This is a genomic window from Geoanaerobacter pelophilus, from assembly GCF_018476885.1.
Classification (GTDB): domain Bacteria; phylum Desulfobacterota; class Desulfuromonadia; order Geobacterales; family DSM-12255; genus Geoanaerobacter; species Geoanaerobacter pelophilus.
Genome location: NZ_JAHCVJ010000003.1, coordinates 188,317 through 206,179, shown reverse-complemented (window position 1 = coordinate 206,179; position 17,863 = coordinate 188,317). Strand labels below are relative to the sequence as shown.

General features: G+C 51.5%; 11 protein-coding genes and 3 tRNA genes. 9 read left to right on the top strand and 5 right to left on the bottom strand.

Annotation, left to right across the window (positions count from 1 at the left end):
* Positions 1–7 precede the first annotated feature (7 nt).
* The 3 genes from glnD to KI809_RS09110 all read left to right on the top strand — a co-directional run bounded on the left by glnD (position 8) and on the right by KI809_RS09110 (position 4,876).
* Positions 8–2,710: a [protein-PII] uridylyltransferase gene (gene glnD, locus KI809_RS09120; RefSeq protein WP_214171238.1), complete on the top strand. Its 2,703-nt coding sequence runs from the start codon at positions 8–10 to the stop codon at positions 2,708–2,710.
* Positions 2,710–3,600, top strand: coding sequence for a site-specific tyrosine recombinase XerD (gene xerD / locus KI809_RS09115; RefSeq protein WP_214171237.1), 891 nt, complete (start codon positions 2,710–2,712; stop codon positions 3,598–3,600). The genes glnD and xerD overlap by 1 nt, the downstream gene beginning before the upstream one ends.
* A 76-nt stretch (positions 3,601–3,676) precedes the next feature.
* A complete protein-coding gene (locus tag KI809_RS09110; RefSeq protein ID WP_214171236.1) occupies positions 3,677–4,876 on the top strand; it encodes a cofactor-independent phosphoglycerate mutase in 1,200 nt (399 codons plus the stop codon).
* 94 nt (positions 4,877–4,970) lie between these two features.
* Here the strand turns inward: KI809_RS09110 and KI809_RS09105 are convergent, their stop codons facing one another.
* A complete protein-coding gene (locus KI809_RS09105) occupies positions 4,971–5,786 on the bottom strand; it encodes a PEP-CTERM sorting domain-containing protein (protein ID WP_214171235.1) in 816 nt (271 codons plus the stop codon).
* Positions 5,787–5,942: 156 nt separating this feature from the next.
* Entirely contained in the window at positions 5,943–6,497 is a 555-nt protein-coding gene (locus KI809_RS09100; RefSeq protein WP_214171234.1) for a Slp family lipoprotein, read from the bottom strand.
* A 141-nt stretch (positions 6,498–6,638) separates the two neighbouring features.
* Between KI809_RS09100 and KI809_RS09095 the strand changes: the two genes are divergently transcribed.
* Both KI809_RS09095 and KI809_RS09090 read left to right on the top strand, forming a co-directional pair.
* Entirely contained in the window at positions 6,639–8,138 is a 1,500-nt protein-coding gene (locus KI809_RS09095) for a surface lipoprotein assembly modifier (RefSeq protein WP_214171233.1), read from the top strand.
* A gap of 10 nt (positions 8,139–8,148) precedes the next feature.
* Complete coding sequence (locus KI809_RS09090; protein ID WP_214171232.1) at positions 8,149–12,408, top strand: FecR family protein; 4,260 nt, start codon at positions 8,149–8,151, stop codon at positions 12,406–12,408.
* On the opposite strand, the gene KI809_RS09085 is transcribed toward KI809_RS09090, so the two are convergent.
* Entirely contained in the window at positions 12,409–14,376 is a 1,968-nt protein-coding gene (locus KI809_RS09085) for a CHASE2 domain-containing protein (RefSeq protein ID WP_214171231.1), read from the bottom strand. It abuts the gene before it with no gap.
* A 247-nt stretch (positions 14,377–14,623) separates the two neighbouring features.
* Here KI809_RS09085 and KI809_RS09080 point away from each other — a divergent pair.
* The 3 genes from KI809_RS09080 (at position 14,624) to KI809_RS09070 (ending at position 16,590) form a co-directional block, all read left to right on the top strand.
* Positions 14,624–14,700 (top strand) — tRNA-Met (locus tag KI809_RS09080).
* Between the two features lie 188 nt (positions 14,701–14,888).
* On the top strand, positions 14,889–15,314 hold the full coding sequence (locus tag KI809_RS09075; RefSeq protein ID WP_214171230.1) for a hypothetical protein: 426 nt from the start codon (positions 14,889–14,891) through the stop codon (positions 15,312–15,314).
* Positions 15,315–15,366: 52 nt separating this feature from the next.
* Complete coding sequence (locus KI809_RS09070; RefSeq protein ID WP_214171229.1) at positions 15,367–16,590, top strand: EAL and HDOD domain-containing protein; 1,224 nt, start codon at positions 15,367–15,369, stop codon at positions 16,588–16,590.
* Between the two features lie 100 nt (positions 16,591–16,690).
* Here the strand turns inward: KI809_RS09070 and KI809_RS09065 are convergent, their stop codons facing one another.
* Both KI809_RS09065 and KI809_RS09060 read right to left on the bottom strand, forming a co-directional pair.
* On the bottom strand, positions 16,691–16,927 hold the full coding sequence (locus KI809_RS09065; protein WP_214171228.1) for a hypothetical protein: 237 nt from the start codon (positions 16,925–16,927) through the stop codon (positions 16,691–16,693).
* A gap of 387 nt (positions 16,928–17,314) precedes the next feature.
* Positions 17,315–17,390, bottom strand: a tRNA-Ala gene (locus KI809_RS09060).
* A gap of 96 nt (positions 17,391–17,486) precedes the next feature.
* Here KI809_RS09060 and KI809_RS09055 point away from each other — a divergent pair.
* Positions 17,487–17,572 (top strand) — tRNA-Leu (locus tag KI809_RS09055).
* The last annotated feature ends 291 nt before the right edge of the window (positions 17,573–17,863 follow it).

The following is a 17,863-nucleotide window of genomic DNA, read 5'->3' as shown; positions in this document are numbered from 1 at the left end:
AGGGCTTATGGAATTCGATATTAACAGGTATTTCCCTGATGAGGCCCATCATTCGGGTGATTCGGGCCGTGCCTCCTTCGAGGAGAAGCGGCCGCTTTATCTGGCTGCCAGCAAGCATTTCCTCGCCCATTACCGGGAAGCGATTAAGAAACTGCATCGCGCCGGTGCTCCCGGAGATGAAGCGGTCGCCGCCATTACCAGGATGACTGACACTCTCATTGTCAAGCTGTTCAAATCCATCATTGCCGATCTGCCTCCGGTAAAGCGACGGGACGAACAGCTCACGCTGGTCGCAGTCGGCGGCTATGGCCGGGCTGAACTGAACCCGTTTTCCGACATAGACCTGATGTTTCTCTATATGGGAAAGGACCCGCAACGGATCGAGGATATCGCCCAGAAACTGCTCTACTTCCTCTGGGACATGCGGCTGGATGTCGGCTATTCGGTCAGGACCATTCCAGACTGCGTAGAGATGGCGGCAAGCGATGTGACGGTCAAGACCGCGCTGCTTGACAGCCGTTATCTAGTCGGCGGCAGAGTGCTCTTCAAGGAATATCTGAAGGTGCTTCACTCGCAAATCGTAGCAAAGGCCAGCGACTCCTTCATAAAGGAAAAACTGGCCGAAATGCGGAAACGGCGGGAGAAATACGGCTCGTCGGTCTATATCCTGGAACCGAACCTCAAGGAAGGCGAGGGCGGTCTCAGGGACCTGCACTCGGCAATCTGGGTGGCAAAGATCAAGTATAAGGTCAGCAGCCCGAAAGAGCTGATCGTCAAAGGGATCCTTTCGGAAGAGGAGCTGCACGGGTATTATCAGTCTCTTGCCTATCTCTGGCAAATCAGAAACGAACTTCATTACTTGGCAGGCCGCAAGAATGACCAGCTGACATTTGAAGCACAAATGCAGGTTGCCGAATTTCTCGGGTATCGTGATGCCGGGAGAGTGCTGGCGGTCGAGGAGTTCATGCGCGACTACTATCTGCACGGCACCCGCGTCGAGCATTTTTCCTCCCTGATGGTCTCAAAGTGCGTCATCAAGGATGTCGGCCCACTGAAACTCCTGGGCTACTTCATCCGGCGGCCGATCGGTGAAGGGTTTTACGTTCTCAAAGGGGAATTGGTCGTACCTGATGAAGCGATCATCAGCAAAGATCCGGCCCGGCTCATGAAGCTTTTTGAGTATGCCCAGAAGCAGGGGGTTAGCCTGAGCCTCAAGGTAAAGTCGCTTATCAGGCAGAACCTTGACCTGGTCAATGACAAGTTTCGCCGCAACCGGGAGGTAAACGCCTCGTTCTTCAAAATACTGCGGAGTGAAAAAGGGGTCGCGGAGACGTTGCAGCTGATGCACCATCTGCAGTTCCTCAACCGCTTCATTCCTGAGTTCGAGCGGATATATTGCAAGGTCCAGCATGACCTCTACCACATCTATACCGTCGATATCCATTCGTTGTTTGCTGTGGAAGAGATCATCCGGCTCTGGAAAGGTGAGCATGCCGAGGATCTGCCCCTGCTGACCAGTGTTGCCAGGGATATCGACAAGCGTGAGCTGTTGATGCTGGCCATCCTGCTCCATGATATCGGCAAAGGAGAAGGTGGACGGCATGCCGAGCGCGGTGCCGAAATGGTTCCCACCATAGCCCGACGCCTGGGGCTTTCCAAGGAAGACAGTGAACGGTTGGAGTTCCTTGTCCTGCAGCATATCCTGTTTGCGCATATATCGCAGCGAAGGGATCTGAACGATGAGAAGATGGTTGTCCAGTTTGCCCGCCAGATGGGGACCAGCGAAAACCTGAAGATGCTGTATCTCCTGACCTACGCGGATATCAAGGCTGTTGGTCCCGATGTTTGGACCGAATGGAAGGCGCGACTCACCCAGGAGCTTTATGAAAAGGCTTTCCAGGTTCTTGAGCGAGGAGACTTCAGGCTCGAAGCGAGCAGCGAGCGGGTCAAGAAGGTGAAGCGCCAGGTCATTGAGCTTCTTGGCGACGATCATCCCCAGGCGGCTGTCAGGGAAGAGCTTAATGCCATGGCAACCAGGCATCTCCTGGCAAATTCGCCAAAGACGCTGGCCAACCATGTCAAGGTGCTGCTTGCCCTTGAAGGTAAGGGGATCGTAACCAATGTAGACCATGACCAGGAGGGTGGATTCTCCAATTTCACCGTCTGCACCCTCGATGTTCCCGGTCTTTTCTCGATGATAACCGGGGTCATGGCGGCCAATGGCATGAATATTCTGGGGGCGCAGATTCACACAAGCACTAATGGCAAGGCGTTGGATGTCCTTCAGGTCAATGCGCCCCAGGGATTCGTAATTACCGAAGAAACCCGGTGGAACCGTGTCAGGGAAGACCTGCAGCAGGTGCTGGAGGGACATGTCAATGTCCGCAAAATGGTGGAGAAGCGTCAACGCGTAAAACAGTTGTCGGAAAAACAAAAGCCGCGCTTTCCTACTCGGGTGGAGATCGACAATGAAGTGTCTGCCGACTATACGGTCATTGATATTTACACCCATGACAAGGTTGGACTGCTTTACAGCATTACCAGCACCCTGACAGAGCTCGGGCTGTATATCGGGATATCGAAAATATCCACCAAGGTTGACCAGGTTCTTGATGTGTTTTATGTAAAGGACATCTTCGGCCACAAAGTGACGAGTGAGCGGAAGATTGAGGAAATGAGAGAGCGTTTGCTCAAGGCGATCGATCAGTAATGAACCAGTACCTCGACCTGTTTCTAGGGTATCTATCTGTGGAAAAGGGGCTGTCCCGCAATACCCTTGAGGCGTACAGTCATGACATTGGCGGCTATATCGACTTTCTTGCTATTGGCAACGGCATTAATGAACCTGCCGACATAAGGCCTCAGCAAGTATCCGGGTTTCTCGCACAACTCAAATCATCCGGGCTGGCCCCCCGGAGCAGGGCTCGCGTTCTTTCGGCGGTCAGGATGTTTCATAAGTTCCTTATGATCGAGGGGTATGCCAAGGTAAACCCTGCTGCTCTTATCGAGGCCCCGAAGACGCTCCGCCTGCTTCCAGAGGTGCTCTCCATGCGCGAGGTCGAAGCGTTGCTGGCTGCGCCGAAGACCGATTCGGTAATTGATCTTCGCGACAGGGCAATGCTGGAGCTGCTCTATGCAACAGGGTTAAGGGTTTCCGAGCTGGTTGCCCTCAAGCTGCAAAACCTGAATCTTCAGGCTGGTTATCTGATGACCATGGGTAAAGGGAGCAAGGAGCGAGTAGTTCCCATGGGGGATTCTGCCCGGAAGAGCATTGAGCTGTATTTCGCTTCTTGCCGGACATCTCTGGCTAGCAGCAGCGACTCGCAGTATCTGTTTATCACTAGGCTGGGTGGCCGGATGAGCCGTCAGGCGTTCTGGAACCTGATAAAAAAGCGGGCGATCGAGGCCGGCATCCACAAGAGTATTTCGCCCCATACCTTAAGGCATTCATTTGCCACGCACCTATTGGAAAACGGTGCAGATTTGAGGAGCGTGCAACTGATGCTCGGCCATGCAGACCTCTCCACTACGCAGATTTACACGCACATTACCCGTGAACGGTTGAAGCGGCTGCATGCAGAGCATCACCCAAGAGGGTGACCTCTCAACCGGGGGTTCACTTTTTAAGTTTTTTGCAGTATCCTCTGAACTAATTTCTCTATAAGGACAAGAACCCATGAAACATATAGTGTTACTCGGCGACGGCATGTCCGACGAAAAGCTTCCTCAGCTTGGCAACAAGACCCCTTTGCAGGCTGCCAATACCCCTAATATGGATTTCATGGCCCGCAGAGGGAAGCTTGGTACTGCCCGCACCGTACCACCCGGGTTTTCTCCCGGGAGTGACGTGGCCAATCTCTCGGTTTTTGGCTATAACCCCCAGACCTGTTATTCCGGTAGATCCCCTTTGGAAGCAGCCAGCATGGGGGTTGAACTGGCCCCTGACGATGTGGCGTTCCGGGTCAACCTGGTCAACCTGTCGCCTCGCGGCAATCGCATGATCATGCAGGACTACTCTGCCGGGCATATCTCTACCGAAGAAGGCGGAGAGTTGATTGAGGCGCTAAAGGCAGAAACTGCCGGAGATGAATTCCAGTTTCATCCTGGTGTCGGCTACCGGCATCTCCTTGTCTGGCGCGGCGGCAAAGTCGATTTAATCACGGTTCCTCCCCATGACATTACCGGCAAGGATATTCTCCCGCATCTGCCGCAGGGGGAAGGGGCCAAGCGGTTGATCGAACTGATGAACACCTCGCAGATGGTTTTTTTCAACCATCCCCAGTACCGGAAAAGGGTTGATGCCGGCAAAGTCCCGGCAAACTCAATCTGGTTGTGGGGGCAGGGTAAAAGGCCCACCATGGTACCGTTCCGCCAGAAATTCGGGCTTACCGGCGCGGTAATATCGGCTGTTGACCTGATCCGGGGGATCGGGGTCTGCGCCGGTCTGGAGATTATCAAGGTGCCTGGCGCCACCGGCTACATTGACACCAATTACCGGGGTAAGGCCGAGGCTGCCCTTGATGCCCTTGAGCGCCACGATTTTGTTTATCTCCACGTTGAAGCCCCGGATGAGGCCTCTCATTCCGGTAACCTTGAGCACAAGATGAAAGCGATTGAGGATTTCGATGCCCAGATCGTCGGGCCAATTCTAGAGGGTGTAAAAAAATTCGACAGCTACCGGGTCCTCTGCACCCCGGACCATCCCACACCGGTTGCCAGGATGACCCATACCTCCGATCCTGTGCCGTTTGTCCTGTATAGTGGCGAAAATCAGGAGAACCCCGCTGTAGCTGGGTACGACGAGGATTCTGCAAAAGCTACCAGCCTTGAGTTGAAGGAAGGTTTCAGGTTAATGGAGATGCTACTTCAGGGTTAATTCTAGATGTAAGTTATTTCGACAATAATGTTGATGCAACGAAAAATGGACGTCCGATTGGGCGCCCCTTTTTAGTTGCTATTGAATAGTACGGTTATTTTTTCATTCTTCTGCGGATCATGCCTACGCCAAGCAGGCCAGCACTGAGCAGCACCATGGTAGAGGGTTCGGGAACAGGAGACTGAGGCTGTGTTTCCGGGCAGTAGTCGATTTCAAGTTTAGACCACTCAATCTCGAAATCATTCAATGTAGAGATCAGCTGGACATCGAATTTGCCGTCATACAGCCCCTTTAACACGACATCAAACTTCTTGGTGCCGGTATCAACATCGTTGATGGTGATCCAGTTAGAACCTTCCAGCAGCAGTTTTGCTGATTCATTTGACGTATCTGATCCGGTTCCGCATTGTGAGTCATCAAACTTGCCCTTGAAATTAACCTTATATTCTTTGCGGTCTTTCTTGTTTCGGTCATGACCATCGTTGTCTTTTTCGTGATCATGGTGCTCTTCATGATCGTCATCATCCTTTTTGGTCAGATCGGTCTCGAAATCACGCAGCGAGAGGGTGATCCAAGCATCAATGATACCATCTTTTTTTACTTGCGGATTGAAGGCGAACTGATGGGTCCAGTTAACAAAATCACCAGTCTTGCCGAGAATGTTGGCATTTCCCCCACCGTAACCATGTGGTTGCGCCAGGAGGTCTCCGTTAGATGTTGTTGATCCTGCAGTATCTGACGTCCATGACTTGTTGAAATAGGTCATGTCGATGAGTGTCGTCTTGTTGGCACATTCGGGCTTGTCGTGGCTCCCGCCACCACAACCACCTGTGCTGTAATATTCTGCCTGAGCAAGCGACGACATGCTGACTGCCATAACTGCTGTAGCAATGAGAACCGGTAATTTCATTTAAAGCACCTCAACTGTAGAATTGGATAATGGTTTTCGTTCTACACAGAGTGTGCCAGGCTTGTAAGTTGGCAATAATTTGCGGCTAATGGCGCCAATGGCAAGGCGGGAGCGTGTCGTTCTGGTTGGTGTAAAGAATGCCGACAATGAAGACTGTTACCTGATATCGGTCTTGATCCCCAGCGGGCGTTTGGGGAGCGGGGTGTCATGGCCGTAGTAATAGGGATCGACCCTAGTGGTGCCGGGGATGAGAAATGGCATTTTCTTTTCTTCTTCCGGAATCCAGGCGTGGATCTGACGTATGGCAATGACCGGCAAGTGGGTTGTCTGCCATTTAGTTTTAACCTGCCTCTCGGCTTTAACCTCTCCGACAATTGTTACCTGCGCCCCTTTCGGGTAGCTGTTCGCGTCAAGCAGTGTGGGCGAGGTGGCGAGAAACCGCCCCGAAGAAACTTGGGTGTCATCGGGATAGCCATCGTCGTCAAGCTTGTATTGCAGTACCTCGATTTCCCCACCTTGCGTCGAGTTGCTAACGTTGGCAATGATCCCGCCGAACATGACGATCTTGCCCAGCTGGGCCAGAGGTTTGTCTCTGAGCTCTTCATAGCTTATTGGCGATACTTGTAAGGTTGGGTCGCTGTTATCCATCACATGGACACAACCCGACAATAGTGCGATAGAGATGGCGATTAAGGCGATGCTGGTTTTCATCGGCTGCTCCATTTTATCTAAAAGTTAACCATAAATATGAACTTAAGCTCACGGTTTGTCAAACAGCTCAATTACCCTTAAGAAAACAGCTTGATTGCCGATCTTTAAAATATTGTTAATGCGTTTATCTTGGAGGGGAATATGCGCCATCTCTCTATCGCGTTGCTCATGTCGGTATCGCTTGGAATCTCCGCTTTAGTGCCTGCCGTCTGCCTCTGTGAAGAGTCGTTGCTTGATCAGGGGGTGAGGGAATACCGGGCCGAAAATTTCGAAGAGGCCATGGCTGCACTCAAAGGTGCCAGAGACAAGGACCCGGCATCCTCTGTCGCAGCATTCTATCTTGGCCTGACATGCAAACAGGCCGGTGATTATAAAGCGGCGGCTGAGCAGTTTCGAGATGCGCTTCGCCTGACCCCGCCTGTCATGGATGCCTCGCTGGAATTGGCAGAAGTGCTGTTTACTTTGGGGGAAACCACGGCAGCCAAAAAAGCCCTGTCAGATGCCGAGCAAGGCAAGGTCAGACCATCAGCAGTGGCATTTCTCAAGGGTTTGGTGCTGGCCAAGGAGAATGACGCTGATGGCGCTGAAGACTCATTCCGGAATGCCGCAAAGCTTGATCCGACGCTGTCTCAGCAGACTGAATTCCAGATTGCCATTCTTCAGGCTCGGGAACGCAAGGTGACACAGGCCAGAAAGAGCCTGAAGGCGCTAATTGCCATGGATCCTGCTTCCGAGGCAGCATCAATGGCCAGGGAGTATGAGACCGCTTTCACCAGGCTGATTGAAGGACACAGACCGTGGCGCGTTATTGCCGGTGTCAATTACCTGTACGATGACAATGTTATCTCCAACCCGGCCAATGATACCAGGCTGGCGCAGCCCGACAAGGATAACGCCTTTGTCGGTACCTTCAGAATTGACTATGCGCCGCTGCTTGATGCTCCATGGGGGGTAACTGCCCAGTACAACTTGCAGAGTACCACCTATGGCGAACTTGACACTATGAATACCATGGTCAACTCTGTTGCCGTTGTTCCCAGTTATAGCCAGAGGTTCGGCGCTGTAAGCCTGCCGATTTCCTACAGTCATGTGCTGCTTGCTGATAAAAAATATATGGGGCTGGCTTCTGTCAGGCCGACCCAGAGTCTGCTGCTGCCTTTCGGGCATATCGGCCAGCTCAACCTTGCCTACACCAGGCGTGAGATGTTACGGGAGCCGTACCTTCCGGAAGAGGACCGCGATGCTGATATTTTCGGTGCTGGTGGGGGGTACGTGGCGCCATTTGGAGAAGGGAAAGGGATGGCCAGCCTGCGGTACGAGTTTTCTTACGATAATGCCGTCGGCCAGAACTGGGTCAACCGGGGGCACCGCCTGAATGTGGGCGGCAATTTTCCGGTAATCGATGGCCTGACCCTGCAGCTCAACGGTGATCTCTTTGCCCAGGAATACCTGCATCAGAACTCGTCGTTCAACAAGGTGCGCGAAGATACTGTTTATACGGCCGTTGCCGGGCTTACCTGGGATATTACCCCGAACTTATCCCTAAATTTTCAATACAACCATACCCGAGCCGTTTCCAATATCGACCAGTACGACTACCGACGCAACACCATTACCACCGGGATTGAAGCCGGTTTCTGAGGAGTACGCCATGAAAAGCGACCTGGGCCGTTCTCTTAACCTGATCAGTTCTCTAATAATCGCCATTAGCCTGATACTGAACTGCGCCGTGTTACACGCTGCGGAAAGTATCGGCAGATTCAGCATCATTGAAGGTAGTGTCGATCTGATGCGGGGCGGGGCGCTTCCTGCCGTGCCGGTAAAGACCGGCGACCAGGTCCAAACCGGCGATTTTATCCGGACCAAGAGCAACGCCCGGGCCGAGGTGACTTTCAATGACGGTAATATCCTGAAGATAGCCCAGCGCAGCAGGGTTGATGTCGCCGAGTACCGTTCTGCCGGCAGTGGCGACAGCAGGAAGTTCAACCTGCCGCGTGGCAAGGTCCAGGCAGTGGTCACCAAAGGGGGCACAGGCGAAAACAAAGGAAGCCGCTTTGAGATCCGCACCCCCAATGCCGTTGCCGGAGTTAGAGGGACCGATTTCTTCGTCTTCCATGATCGCAATGTCACCGGGGTGCTGGTCAAGGAAGGGTCGGTCTACGCCTTCAATCCCAAGATGCCGCAAAATGTGGTGACTGTCCCGGCCGGTACGATAACGACAGTTTCGGAAAAAGGGGCGCCGCAGCCGCCGCGACCGGCGACCGAGGCAGAGAAGCGGGGTGCGGAAAAAGAGACTGCCGTAAAACCGAAGAATGAGCAGAAAGAGGGAAAAGCATCAGGGAACGGGGACACGCCGAAGTCGGCACCTGGGCCTGCAACAGCATCGGATGGACCCATACTAACTTTACCGTTTCCAGAACCACCATTACCACCGGATCTGCCAAAACCACCAGAGCAACCTAAACCGCCGTTCACGGATCTGGATAATGTTGCGCCGGTGTTGTCGCTTGCTAAACCTCCATATGCAGCATTAACTTCAGTTGCGACACCGTTCAATGTTAATTCCAATGAAAATGCAAGAATTGAATACCGGGTAGACAGTGGCATATGGCAGGGGTTCACAGGAACAGTCAAATTGCCAACAGAAGGGATGCATCTTGTCGAATTTCAGGCCATAGACAGCGCTGGCAACATATCATCTCCGGTAGGTAGTTCTATTTTCGTAGGTTCGCGAGATATTGCCATGAATGGCACTTTATCGTTTGCCAGTGTTTCGACGCCACTGACCGGGCGGTTGGTGGAGTTTGGCAACAAGAGCGGTGGAGCATGGCAATTTAGCGCTGTCGGGACCGGTTCTCCGACCACAAAGCTGAAGGCTGGAGGAATGAGCAACCTTGGTGGCACGACCTTCGACGGCTTCTGGCAGATAGGAGCTTCAAGTCTGACCGCCAGTGCCGGAGCTATCTCAGGTGGTTTTACTTATACCTACATGGGAATCGACCGGCTCGTTAATATCTCAACTGGCAATGTTTCTGGCAGTTATAATACTGCCGGCTGGAACATCGCAGCTACCGGTAATGCGATCTCTGCGTATTCAACCCCACTTGGGTATGTTGCCGACATCAAGACCAGCCCGATGCATCGCTTGAATACCATTGATCCGAACAGTAACCTGCTGACCATTGTCAGCCAAGGGAATATGGGAGCGCTGCTCGGCTCTCCCAGCGGTCTCTGGTCTACTGCCTCTGCTCCGTTCTCAATTCTCGGCACCTACCAGGGGCCTGGCACACAGAACAATTACTGGCAGGGGAAGATCGGCTCGCACAACTATGCCACAGGCGGCGTCGATAGCGCTGATGGCGCCTCATTCATCGGATTTATTGGTGGCTCCAATCTCGATACGGCTGGAACGACTTCCGGTAATCTTGCTGCGATCTATGTTGCGCCCAGAGGCGGCGGACAGTTTGGTGCCGGGATCATCTACGGCGCTTTCAATGGCGCTCTCGGCAGCGGTATTTGGGATGCGAGCGGCACTATGAATAGGCTCGAGCTTAACAGTGCGGTTCCAAGCTCTTTATCCGCCACATTGGCGACCGATCCGACATGGTGGGCCAGTAACACGGTTTTTGTCAACCCGCCGCCGGTAACCGGGCCGACTATCGGCAACCAGAAGAACTTTAACAATGCCGAAGGGTTCCTGCTGGACAGCTCAATGAACATAAGCTCTCGGCACAGTGACCGCGGCGATGTGTTGAACTTTACCCTATTTAAGCCGGATCCCACCTTCGGCGTCTGGCAGCGGGAGTCGTTCGGTAGATACATTGGCAGCAACAGCGACCTAGTGCTGGTGACTGATGCTTCGGTTACGCAGAACGTCGGCGGCAAGATGGTGCCGGACCACCTGTTCAATGTTGTCTCTCTCGGGGGCTGGGGTGCCAATGGCGCTATCACCGGCAAGGCCTATGGCGCCTGGGGAGATTGGGAGGCCGGCTCGGCCCGGCTTCTGAGCGGGGTGGTTAATGGCAGTTACGACGCCGGGCTCGGTACATTCGGGGCCGTGACCAACGGTGCCTGGCTGGATGTCTATCGTTTCCTGGGCTTGACGGTTGCGGAGCGCCAGCAGGCAGGGTTCCCCGGCATCCAGGGGAGTTCGTTCTCTCTCAGCGGCAGCAACGCCTTGGGCAGTTCGGTCTCTCTCACCAACATCCGCACCTTTGCCCATGCTGCTGGTGACCACCTTTCGCTCTGGGCTACTGATTCGGTCAGCGGCAGCTTCAGCGGTGCAGTGATGCCGGAGGGCGTGCAGATCGCGGTTAATGACGGCGGATCGCAGATCAGGGGGAGTTTCCGCCTGGAACGAAGTGGTGCGAGCGCTACTACCGGCAACCAGCTCTGGCTGGCCGAGATCAACGGCCTTGGTGAGACCACCGGGCCGTTCCGGGCTTCATTCAACGGCATAGCTGCCGGGACCTGGAGTGGCACTAGTTTTTCCGGCACAGCAGCAGGGATCACCCATCCGATAACCTATTACAGTAGCTTCGGCAGCACCAATTTGCTCAGACGCTACAATGGTGGAGCAGTTTACCAGTATGACGGCGCGCTTCATGGTGTTTTCGGAGGAATGTCACTGTGGGGGGCAACCCCGGCTGTACCGTCGGAATTCGAGATCGCCGGGGTGCATACACCAGCAGCCTTTGCCAATCAGGATTATGTTTTCAGTACAAACATCGATTCTTTTGACGTTCCTTCCGGCTCATCTAAAACCGCTGACGGCGGTGCATATAAAGGGTATCTGGCCGGAGCGCTGGCCCGTGGCACCATGTATCCCGAAGAGCCGGTCGATGGCAGGATTGCAGCCCTCTACGCAGCGCCAGACGGCAGTGCTGGGGTGCTTGCAGGCAAGTTCAACGGTTATCTCGATTTCAACGGTGTTTGGGAGTCGCACGGTAGCTGGTATCCGGTGGCGTTGGGCACGGCCTCACCTGCATCCTGGAGCCTGCAGACAGCCAACCTGCCGCTTAATGTCGCCCAGAACGGTAATTTCCTTGGCGCCGGCGGTGGTGCCATCTCAACCGTTGCCTCCATTGCCGCCAACAGTTTTGACCGCAGTTGGATATCCGGTAGTCCGGAATGGGGTGTCTGGAACTTGAACACTTCTGGTACGTATAGCGGCTTGACTTACAATCAGTGGTTTTACAAGCTCTCTGCCAACGATGGTAGTAGCAGTTTTTTCGTGAACGCCGAGATTAATGGGAACCGCTGGGAAGCTCTCGCTCCACCACCACCTTCCACTGTTTCAACTATCGGTAAGCTGAAGGGAGATGTTGCTGGAAACTGGATTGATATGTCACCAGCAGTCCCGCAAACTGGCCTCCTGATCGGCGAGACTGTCGGGACCTTTGATCCGGTTGCATCTCGTTGGCAGGCGGTGGCAGTAGGTGCTTTCATGGAGACCAATACCTTTCTGCAGATGGCAGCAACGACTGCCGGTCAGGCCAAGCTCCAGCAGCTTAATATCCCGGCTTTCGAGATCGGCAGCACTGATTTCAGCGGTTCCGGCGCGGTCAGTGGCGGCACTATCAACGTCACTCTGGCAGGGGTCAAGTTTTTTGCCCCAACTGCCGGGGGACGGCCGTCTATCTGGGCAACCGGCAGCGTATCAGGAAGCTTCACCGGCACTCCAACGACAGGCAACACGGTGGCGCTCTCAGGTTCCAGCGCTACGGTGAGCGGATTGGCCCCGACACTGACTATTGACAGCTGGTCAGGCAACAAATGGCGGGCATCTATTATGGACAATGCCGGCATAGGCAGTGTTGGCGCGCATTCCAATGTAAATATGTTCGGCAAAGGGGCAGGGAGTTACTCATCGAGCGGTTTGAGCGGTACTGCGGTTGGGACTGCAAAGTAGTTATTTTTCTGTCAGAAGTACCGGCTCCATCTCCGGGCAGGGGATGATCATGGCTGGGAGCTCCGGTTCGGGAAGATTGTTGACACTGTATAGTTCGACCGGGGTCTCCCGCCCTTTGACGATAACACTGGCCAGTCCTTCGATCATCACCCCGTTCATTGTCCCGGCCTCTATGGCAGGAGCGAGCGCCTGGAGGGTGCCATCGGTGATCAGGATCGGAACCTCGAGCTTTCTGGTCTGAGACTCCACCCGCGAACCCAGATTGACCTGGTCGCCGATGACCGTGTATTCCATCTTTTTCCCCTCGGCGCCGATATTGCCGACCACAACCTCACCGGTATTGATGCCTATTCCCGATTCCAGTATTGGTTTACCTTCTGTCTGCCATTTGTCCTGCAGCTCGCAGACTCTTTTCTGCATTGCAAGGGCACACTTTACTGCAAGTTCGGCATGCCGAACCGTCTTCACCGGTGCGTTCCAGAAGACGACAATGGCATCGCCGATAAACTTGTCAAGTGTCCCGTCATGCTGCAGGATTACCTCGGTCATGGCTGTGAGATATTCGTTCAGCAGCCCTACCACTTCCTCCGGGGTGTGATGCTCCGAAAAAGAGGTGAAATCCTTGATGTCGGAGAACAGTACCGTTATCTCCCTCTTTTCTCCGCCAAGTTTCGCCATATCCGGGTTTTTTATCAATTCATTGACAATGGTCTGGGTAACGTAGCTGGAGAACATCGCCCGAATCTTGCGGGCATGGCGCTCCTCAACCGCATAGTTGTAGGCAGTGATCGCAGCTGTTATGAAGAGTACGTTGTTAAGAGGATACGCTAAGTTGAACCAGATGCCCCATTGCTTGAAAAGCAGCAAGCCGATCCCTGTCATGAGTATCGGGGCAATGATGGTAACAGAGACAACCCCGACAAGCTTACTGCGAGCAACCAGGAAAGAGCAGAGCAGGCCGGTCAGCCAGAGAATCGCAATATTAGAGGGGGTAGCGGTTTTAGTGATAAACCGCTTGTCGAGGATCGAGGCAATGACACTGGCATGCTTTTCCACTCCCGGCATTGCCGCTGCAAACGGAGTAACTCTGAGGTCGTAGATGCCGACTGCAGTTGCGCCAATCAGGACGACACAATCCTCAAGCTGATCAGACGGGATTTTCCCATCAATAATATCGATAATCGAGAAGTGGCGGAAGGTCATGCCAGGGCCGTAATAGTTGATTACAGTTCGGCCCCAATGGTCGGTGGGAATGGAGGTTTTTCCGACGCTGACCGATTCTGTCGCAGACACTGCCAGGCGGTCTGCCGGTATTCCCAGGTATGCTGCCGCGGCCTGCAGACCGATGGAAGGGTAAAGCAGAGAATCATAAAGTATCGCCAGGGTTTCCCAGCGGAGCGTCCCGTCACTGTCTGGAAACATGTTGATATGAGCCAAAGACATTGCCGCTGAACGGAGCGACGGAACAGGGAGAAGGACTTTGCGAGCCTCAATTGGCGCGAATCTGTTGAATTTCTCTTGTTTGAGCACCTGCTGGAATGCTGACAACTGGAGGGTGCTATCTGTAACAGCAGCGTTCTTGCCGGAGAAATCAAAAACTATTGGAAGTATGACGTTGCCGGCTTGTTGGATGGAGGCGGCGAGGGCAGGGTCGTTACGTTCCTGTTCCGAAAGAATGACATCAAAGGCGATCACCGCTGCATTGGCTGCCGCAAGTTTATCGACAAGGCTGGCAAGAACAGTTCGGTCCCACGGCCATCGCCCAAGCTTTTCGATGCTTTGCTCGTCAATGGCCGCAATAACCACCTTTTCAGGCGCTTTTATTACCCCTCGAACCTTAAAGCGGAGGTCAAGGAGTTTGGATTCGAGGGTTTCAAAAGGGGGGAACTGAATCCAAAACAGAAAGGTGGACAGGCTGGTCACTGAAATACCTATCAGCAAGCGCCGTAATATCATTTTCAGGTCCATTCACCCCTCCGTCAGATACCTACTCTGAGTACCACACGAATAGCGCTCTGGCAACTCACGAGGTGAGTTTTTGCCGCTCATCACAGATAGCCCATAATAAATAGTTTGTTGTAGATTATCGGAAATGTTTTGCTTGACAGGCAACGGTACATGAAGTATATAGACATTTCTTGCATGTCATCTGATTCAGATGTCTGCCTCTTTGGGCCACCGGAGAGGTTTTTGTGTCTGTAGTTCAAAATAGTTTGGCAGTGTAGCTCAGTTGGCTAGAGCAAGCGACTCATATTCGCTAGGTCCGGGGTTCGAATCCCTGCACTGCCACCAATAATAGAAAAAGCCCTGTTTGCCTTTTTAGGCTGCAGGGCTTTTTTGTTGTTATTTATACTGCAGCCACGCAACGTTAAGGCATGATTAATGTAGAGTATACTGCATGTCAAAGCGGTTTTTCTAAGGTAGTTGCGCTAATGTACTGAAAAGTCTGGTCATACATCAGAAGCGTTACGAGGTGAGTTATGGCAACTGTTCAAATTTCACCCAATAGTATATTGCTCAGTGCTGCTGATGTTAACCCTCTCGCCCATCCAGCCTACCAGAATCCTTCACTCAGAATCAAAGAACTGAACAATAAAGCAGTTGAGCAGATAAAGACTGATACTTTAACCATCTCTCAAGAGGCGATTGCCAAGTCTTTAGAGCTTTCTTTGTCAGAAGAGGCATCAGGCAAAAAGGGATCAAACGAGATTAAAGATGCTCCTAAGGTTAACCAACCCAAATCACAAGTGAGCCCAGATGTTACCGGCAAGAACAATAGTGAATCGTCAATGGATCAGGTAACTATCTCCAAAGAAGCATCGTTGAAATCAGCACTTTTTAGATCCATTGCTGAGGCAGCAAGTGTCGGTAATCCTCAATCATCCTATGAGAAACTAAGGCTTTAGGATTCGTTGCTAGTATGAGAGGTGTTTTCAAAAACTGAAAGGTATCAATCATATGGAAACTCCTAAATACCTGATCGGAAGGCAGCCGATTCTTAACAGACAAGAGCAGATTGTGGCATATGAACTGCTGTTCAGGTCTGCGGAATCGAAGTCAGCAGCATCAATGAAGAGTGCTTCTCAAGCAACTGCCAGCGTCATAATGAATACGCTTTCCGGTTTTGGAATAAAGGAGATCTTGGGGGACAAGCAAGGTTTCATAAATGTAGATGTTGAAATTCTTATGAATAATGCAATAGAGATCCTCCCAAAGGAGATGATTGGTCTGGAACTTGTCGGCAATATCTTATTTAACGATGTCGTTATCGATCGTTGTCGATTTCTGAAGGAAATGGGCTTTGTCATAGCTCTAGATGATCGTGATTATACCCCGGAACTTGAAGAGATCTATCGTCTTGTAGACATTATTAAAGTTGATCTCATGCAGACACCGGCAGAAAAGCTGAGTACGGTAATAAAGGAACTAAAGCGTTACCCTGCAAAAATTCTAGCTGAAAAAGTGGATACAAATGATGCTTTTAATAATTGTGCAAAACTTGGCTTTGACTATTTTCAAGGGTATTTTTTTGCAAGGCCTTCGCTAATCGAAAAGAAGCGTATTGATGGCTATAGTTCAGCCATGATGCAACTCCTTAAACTGATTCTTGCCGATGCAACATTTACCGAAATGGAAAAGGTATTTCGCAATAGCCCGGCCTTGACCTATAAGTTGCTCTTGCTCGTAAATTCGGTTTCTGTTGGGGTAAGGGAAAAAATTAGAGATGTTCGCCATGCCCTTACGATACTGGGACGACAGCAGATTAAACGATGGATACAGCTGGCGTTGTTTACCACTGAAAACTCCCAGGACATTGAAAGCCCTTTGGTTGAAATGGCAACAGCCCGTGCCGGTTTTATGGAGCAGATTGCCATGGAGCATCCAGTTTTGAGTAAGATTCATTCTGCACCTGACCAGGCATTTATGGTTGGTATTCTGTCTTTGCTTGATAGTATTTACCAAGTATCCATAGAACAGATTGTCGCAGACTTGAATCTCTCTGATGAAGTCAGGAGCGCTCTTGTTACTCGTCAGGGGGTTTATGGCAAGATGCTCGAATTAACAGAGATGATGGAGCGGCTTGAACTTGGATCTGCAGCAATTGGCTTGCAGGAGCTTGGGGTTTCATTAGATGGCATTATCGCTTCACAGATAAAATCACTGAGCTCAAAAGTTATATAATCATCTGATTTCTTGCATTCGCAACAAAAAAAGCTGCCAGGATTTTCTCCGGGCAGCTTTTTTGTTGATGTATTCTCTATAAAAGTTAATTCATCTGGATTTAATGGCGATAGGTATTCTCATATTCGGAAACCTTGCAGCAGAAATAATCATGTTCTTGCCAAATTATCAGCTTTTCGCCCGGTTCAGGAGGGGAATTTGTATCCAGGCAAAAAAGGTGATTGTCGCATGCAACTTTACCGCCTCTCAGAACATCGGCCGTAATTCTGCCATACATGAGAGGTGTAAGTGGAGTTGAAGCTACTTCCCCTGTATCAATGAGATGATATTTTTCCATTAGGCTCACCTCTTCCGATTATCTTTAACAGTTACAAAGGCCATGATTTCAGCTGTTAATACAAAGCCAATCATTGTCATGCTAAGTAATCCGAACATTCCGATAGCAATTAACATAACCCCTCCATATGGTAGTTTAACTTTGATTCACATAGGGAGTTAGCCAGATGTGTGCCAATGCAACTTGCTGAAAATACATGCATAGAGCTTGGCTAACCATTATCCCTGTTTAGACTATGGTCAAAGCCTGTTCAATATTAAGACTTACCGTAGAAGCCCTGCTTTGTTGAGGGCCTAGCAGGGAACTGACCAGCAACAATTAAGTAGATAATGCCGGTTGAGAAATAAAAAAAGGACTCAGGCGATTGCCTAAGTCCTTGAATTTGTTTGGTGGAGCTGATCAGGATCGAACTGACTACCTCTTGAATGCCATTCAAGCGCTCTCCCAGGTGAGCTACAGCCCCAAACAGACCCGTTTTATAACAAAGTCGATTGATCGTGTCAATATGTTTTTATGCCTTGACGCATCTACATTGCGTCGCTATAATCCCTTCGTTTTTGCCGGAGTGGTGAAATGGTAGACACAGCAGACTCAAAATCTGCCGAGGGCAACCTCATGCCGGTTCGAGTCCGGCCTCCGGTACCATAAGATAATCCAAGGTAGTCCAAAGATGTACAGAAAGCCTCGAGAAATCGAGGCTTTCTCTTTATGCAGACATGTGGCTGTATCATGGAATCCAGAACGTTTTTTTGGGATAAATCTCTCAGCCGAGGTGGATGTAGCTACCCACTAAACACATATTCGTGATATTATATATATGAAGGAAGTTAGTTATTCCTTTCTTGCTTCCTTCAATTTCCCCCGGTGTTGGCCCTCCTAACATCGGGGTCTTTTTAGGCCTAATGCGACTTTCCCTAGTTTTTTATTATATAAAAG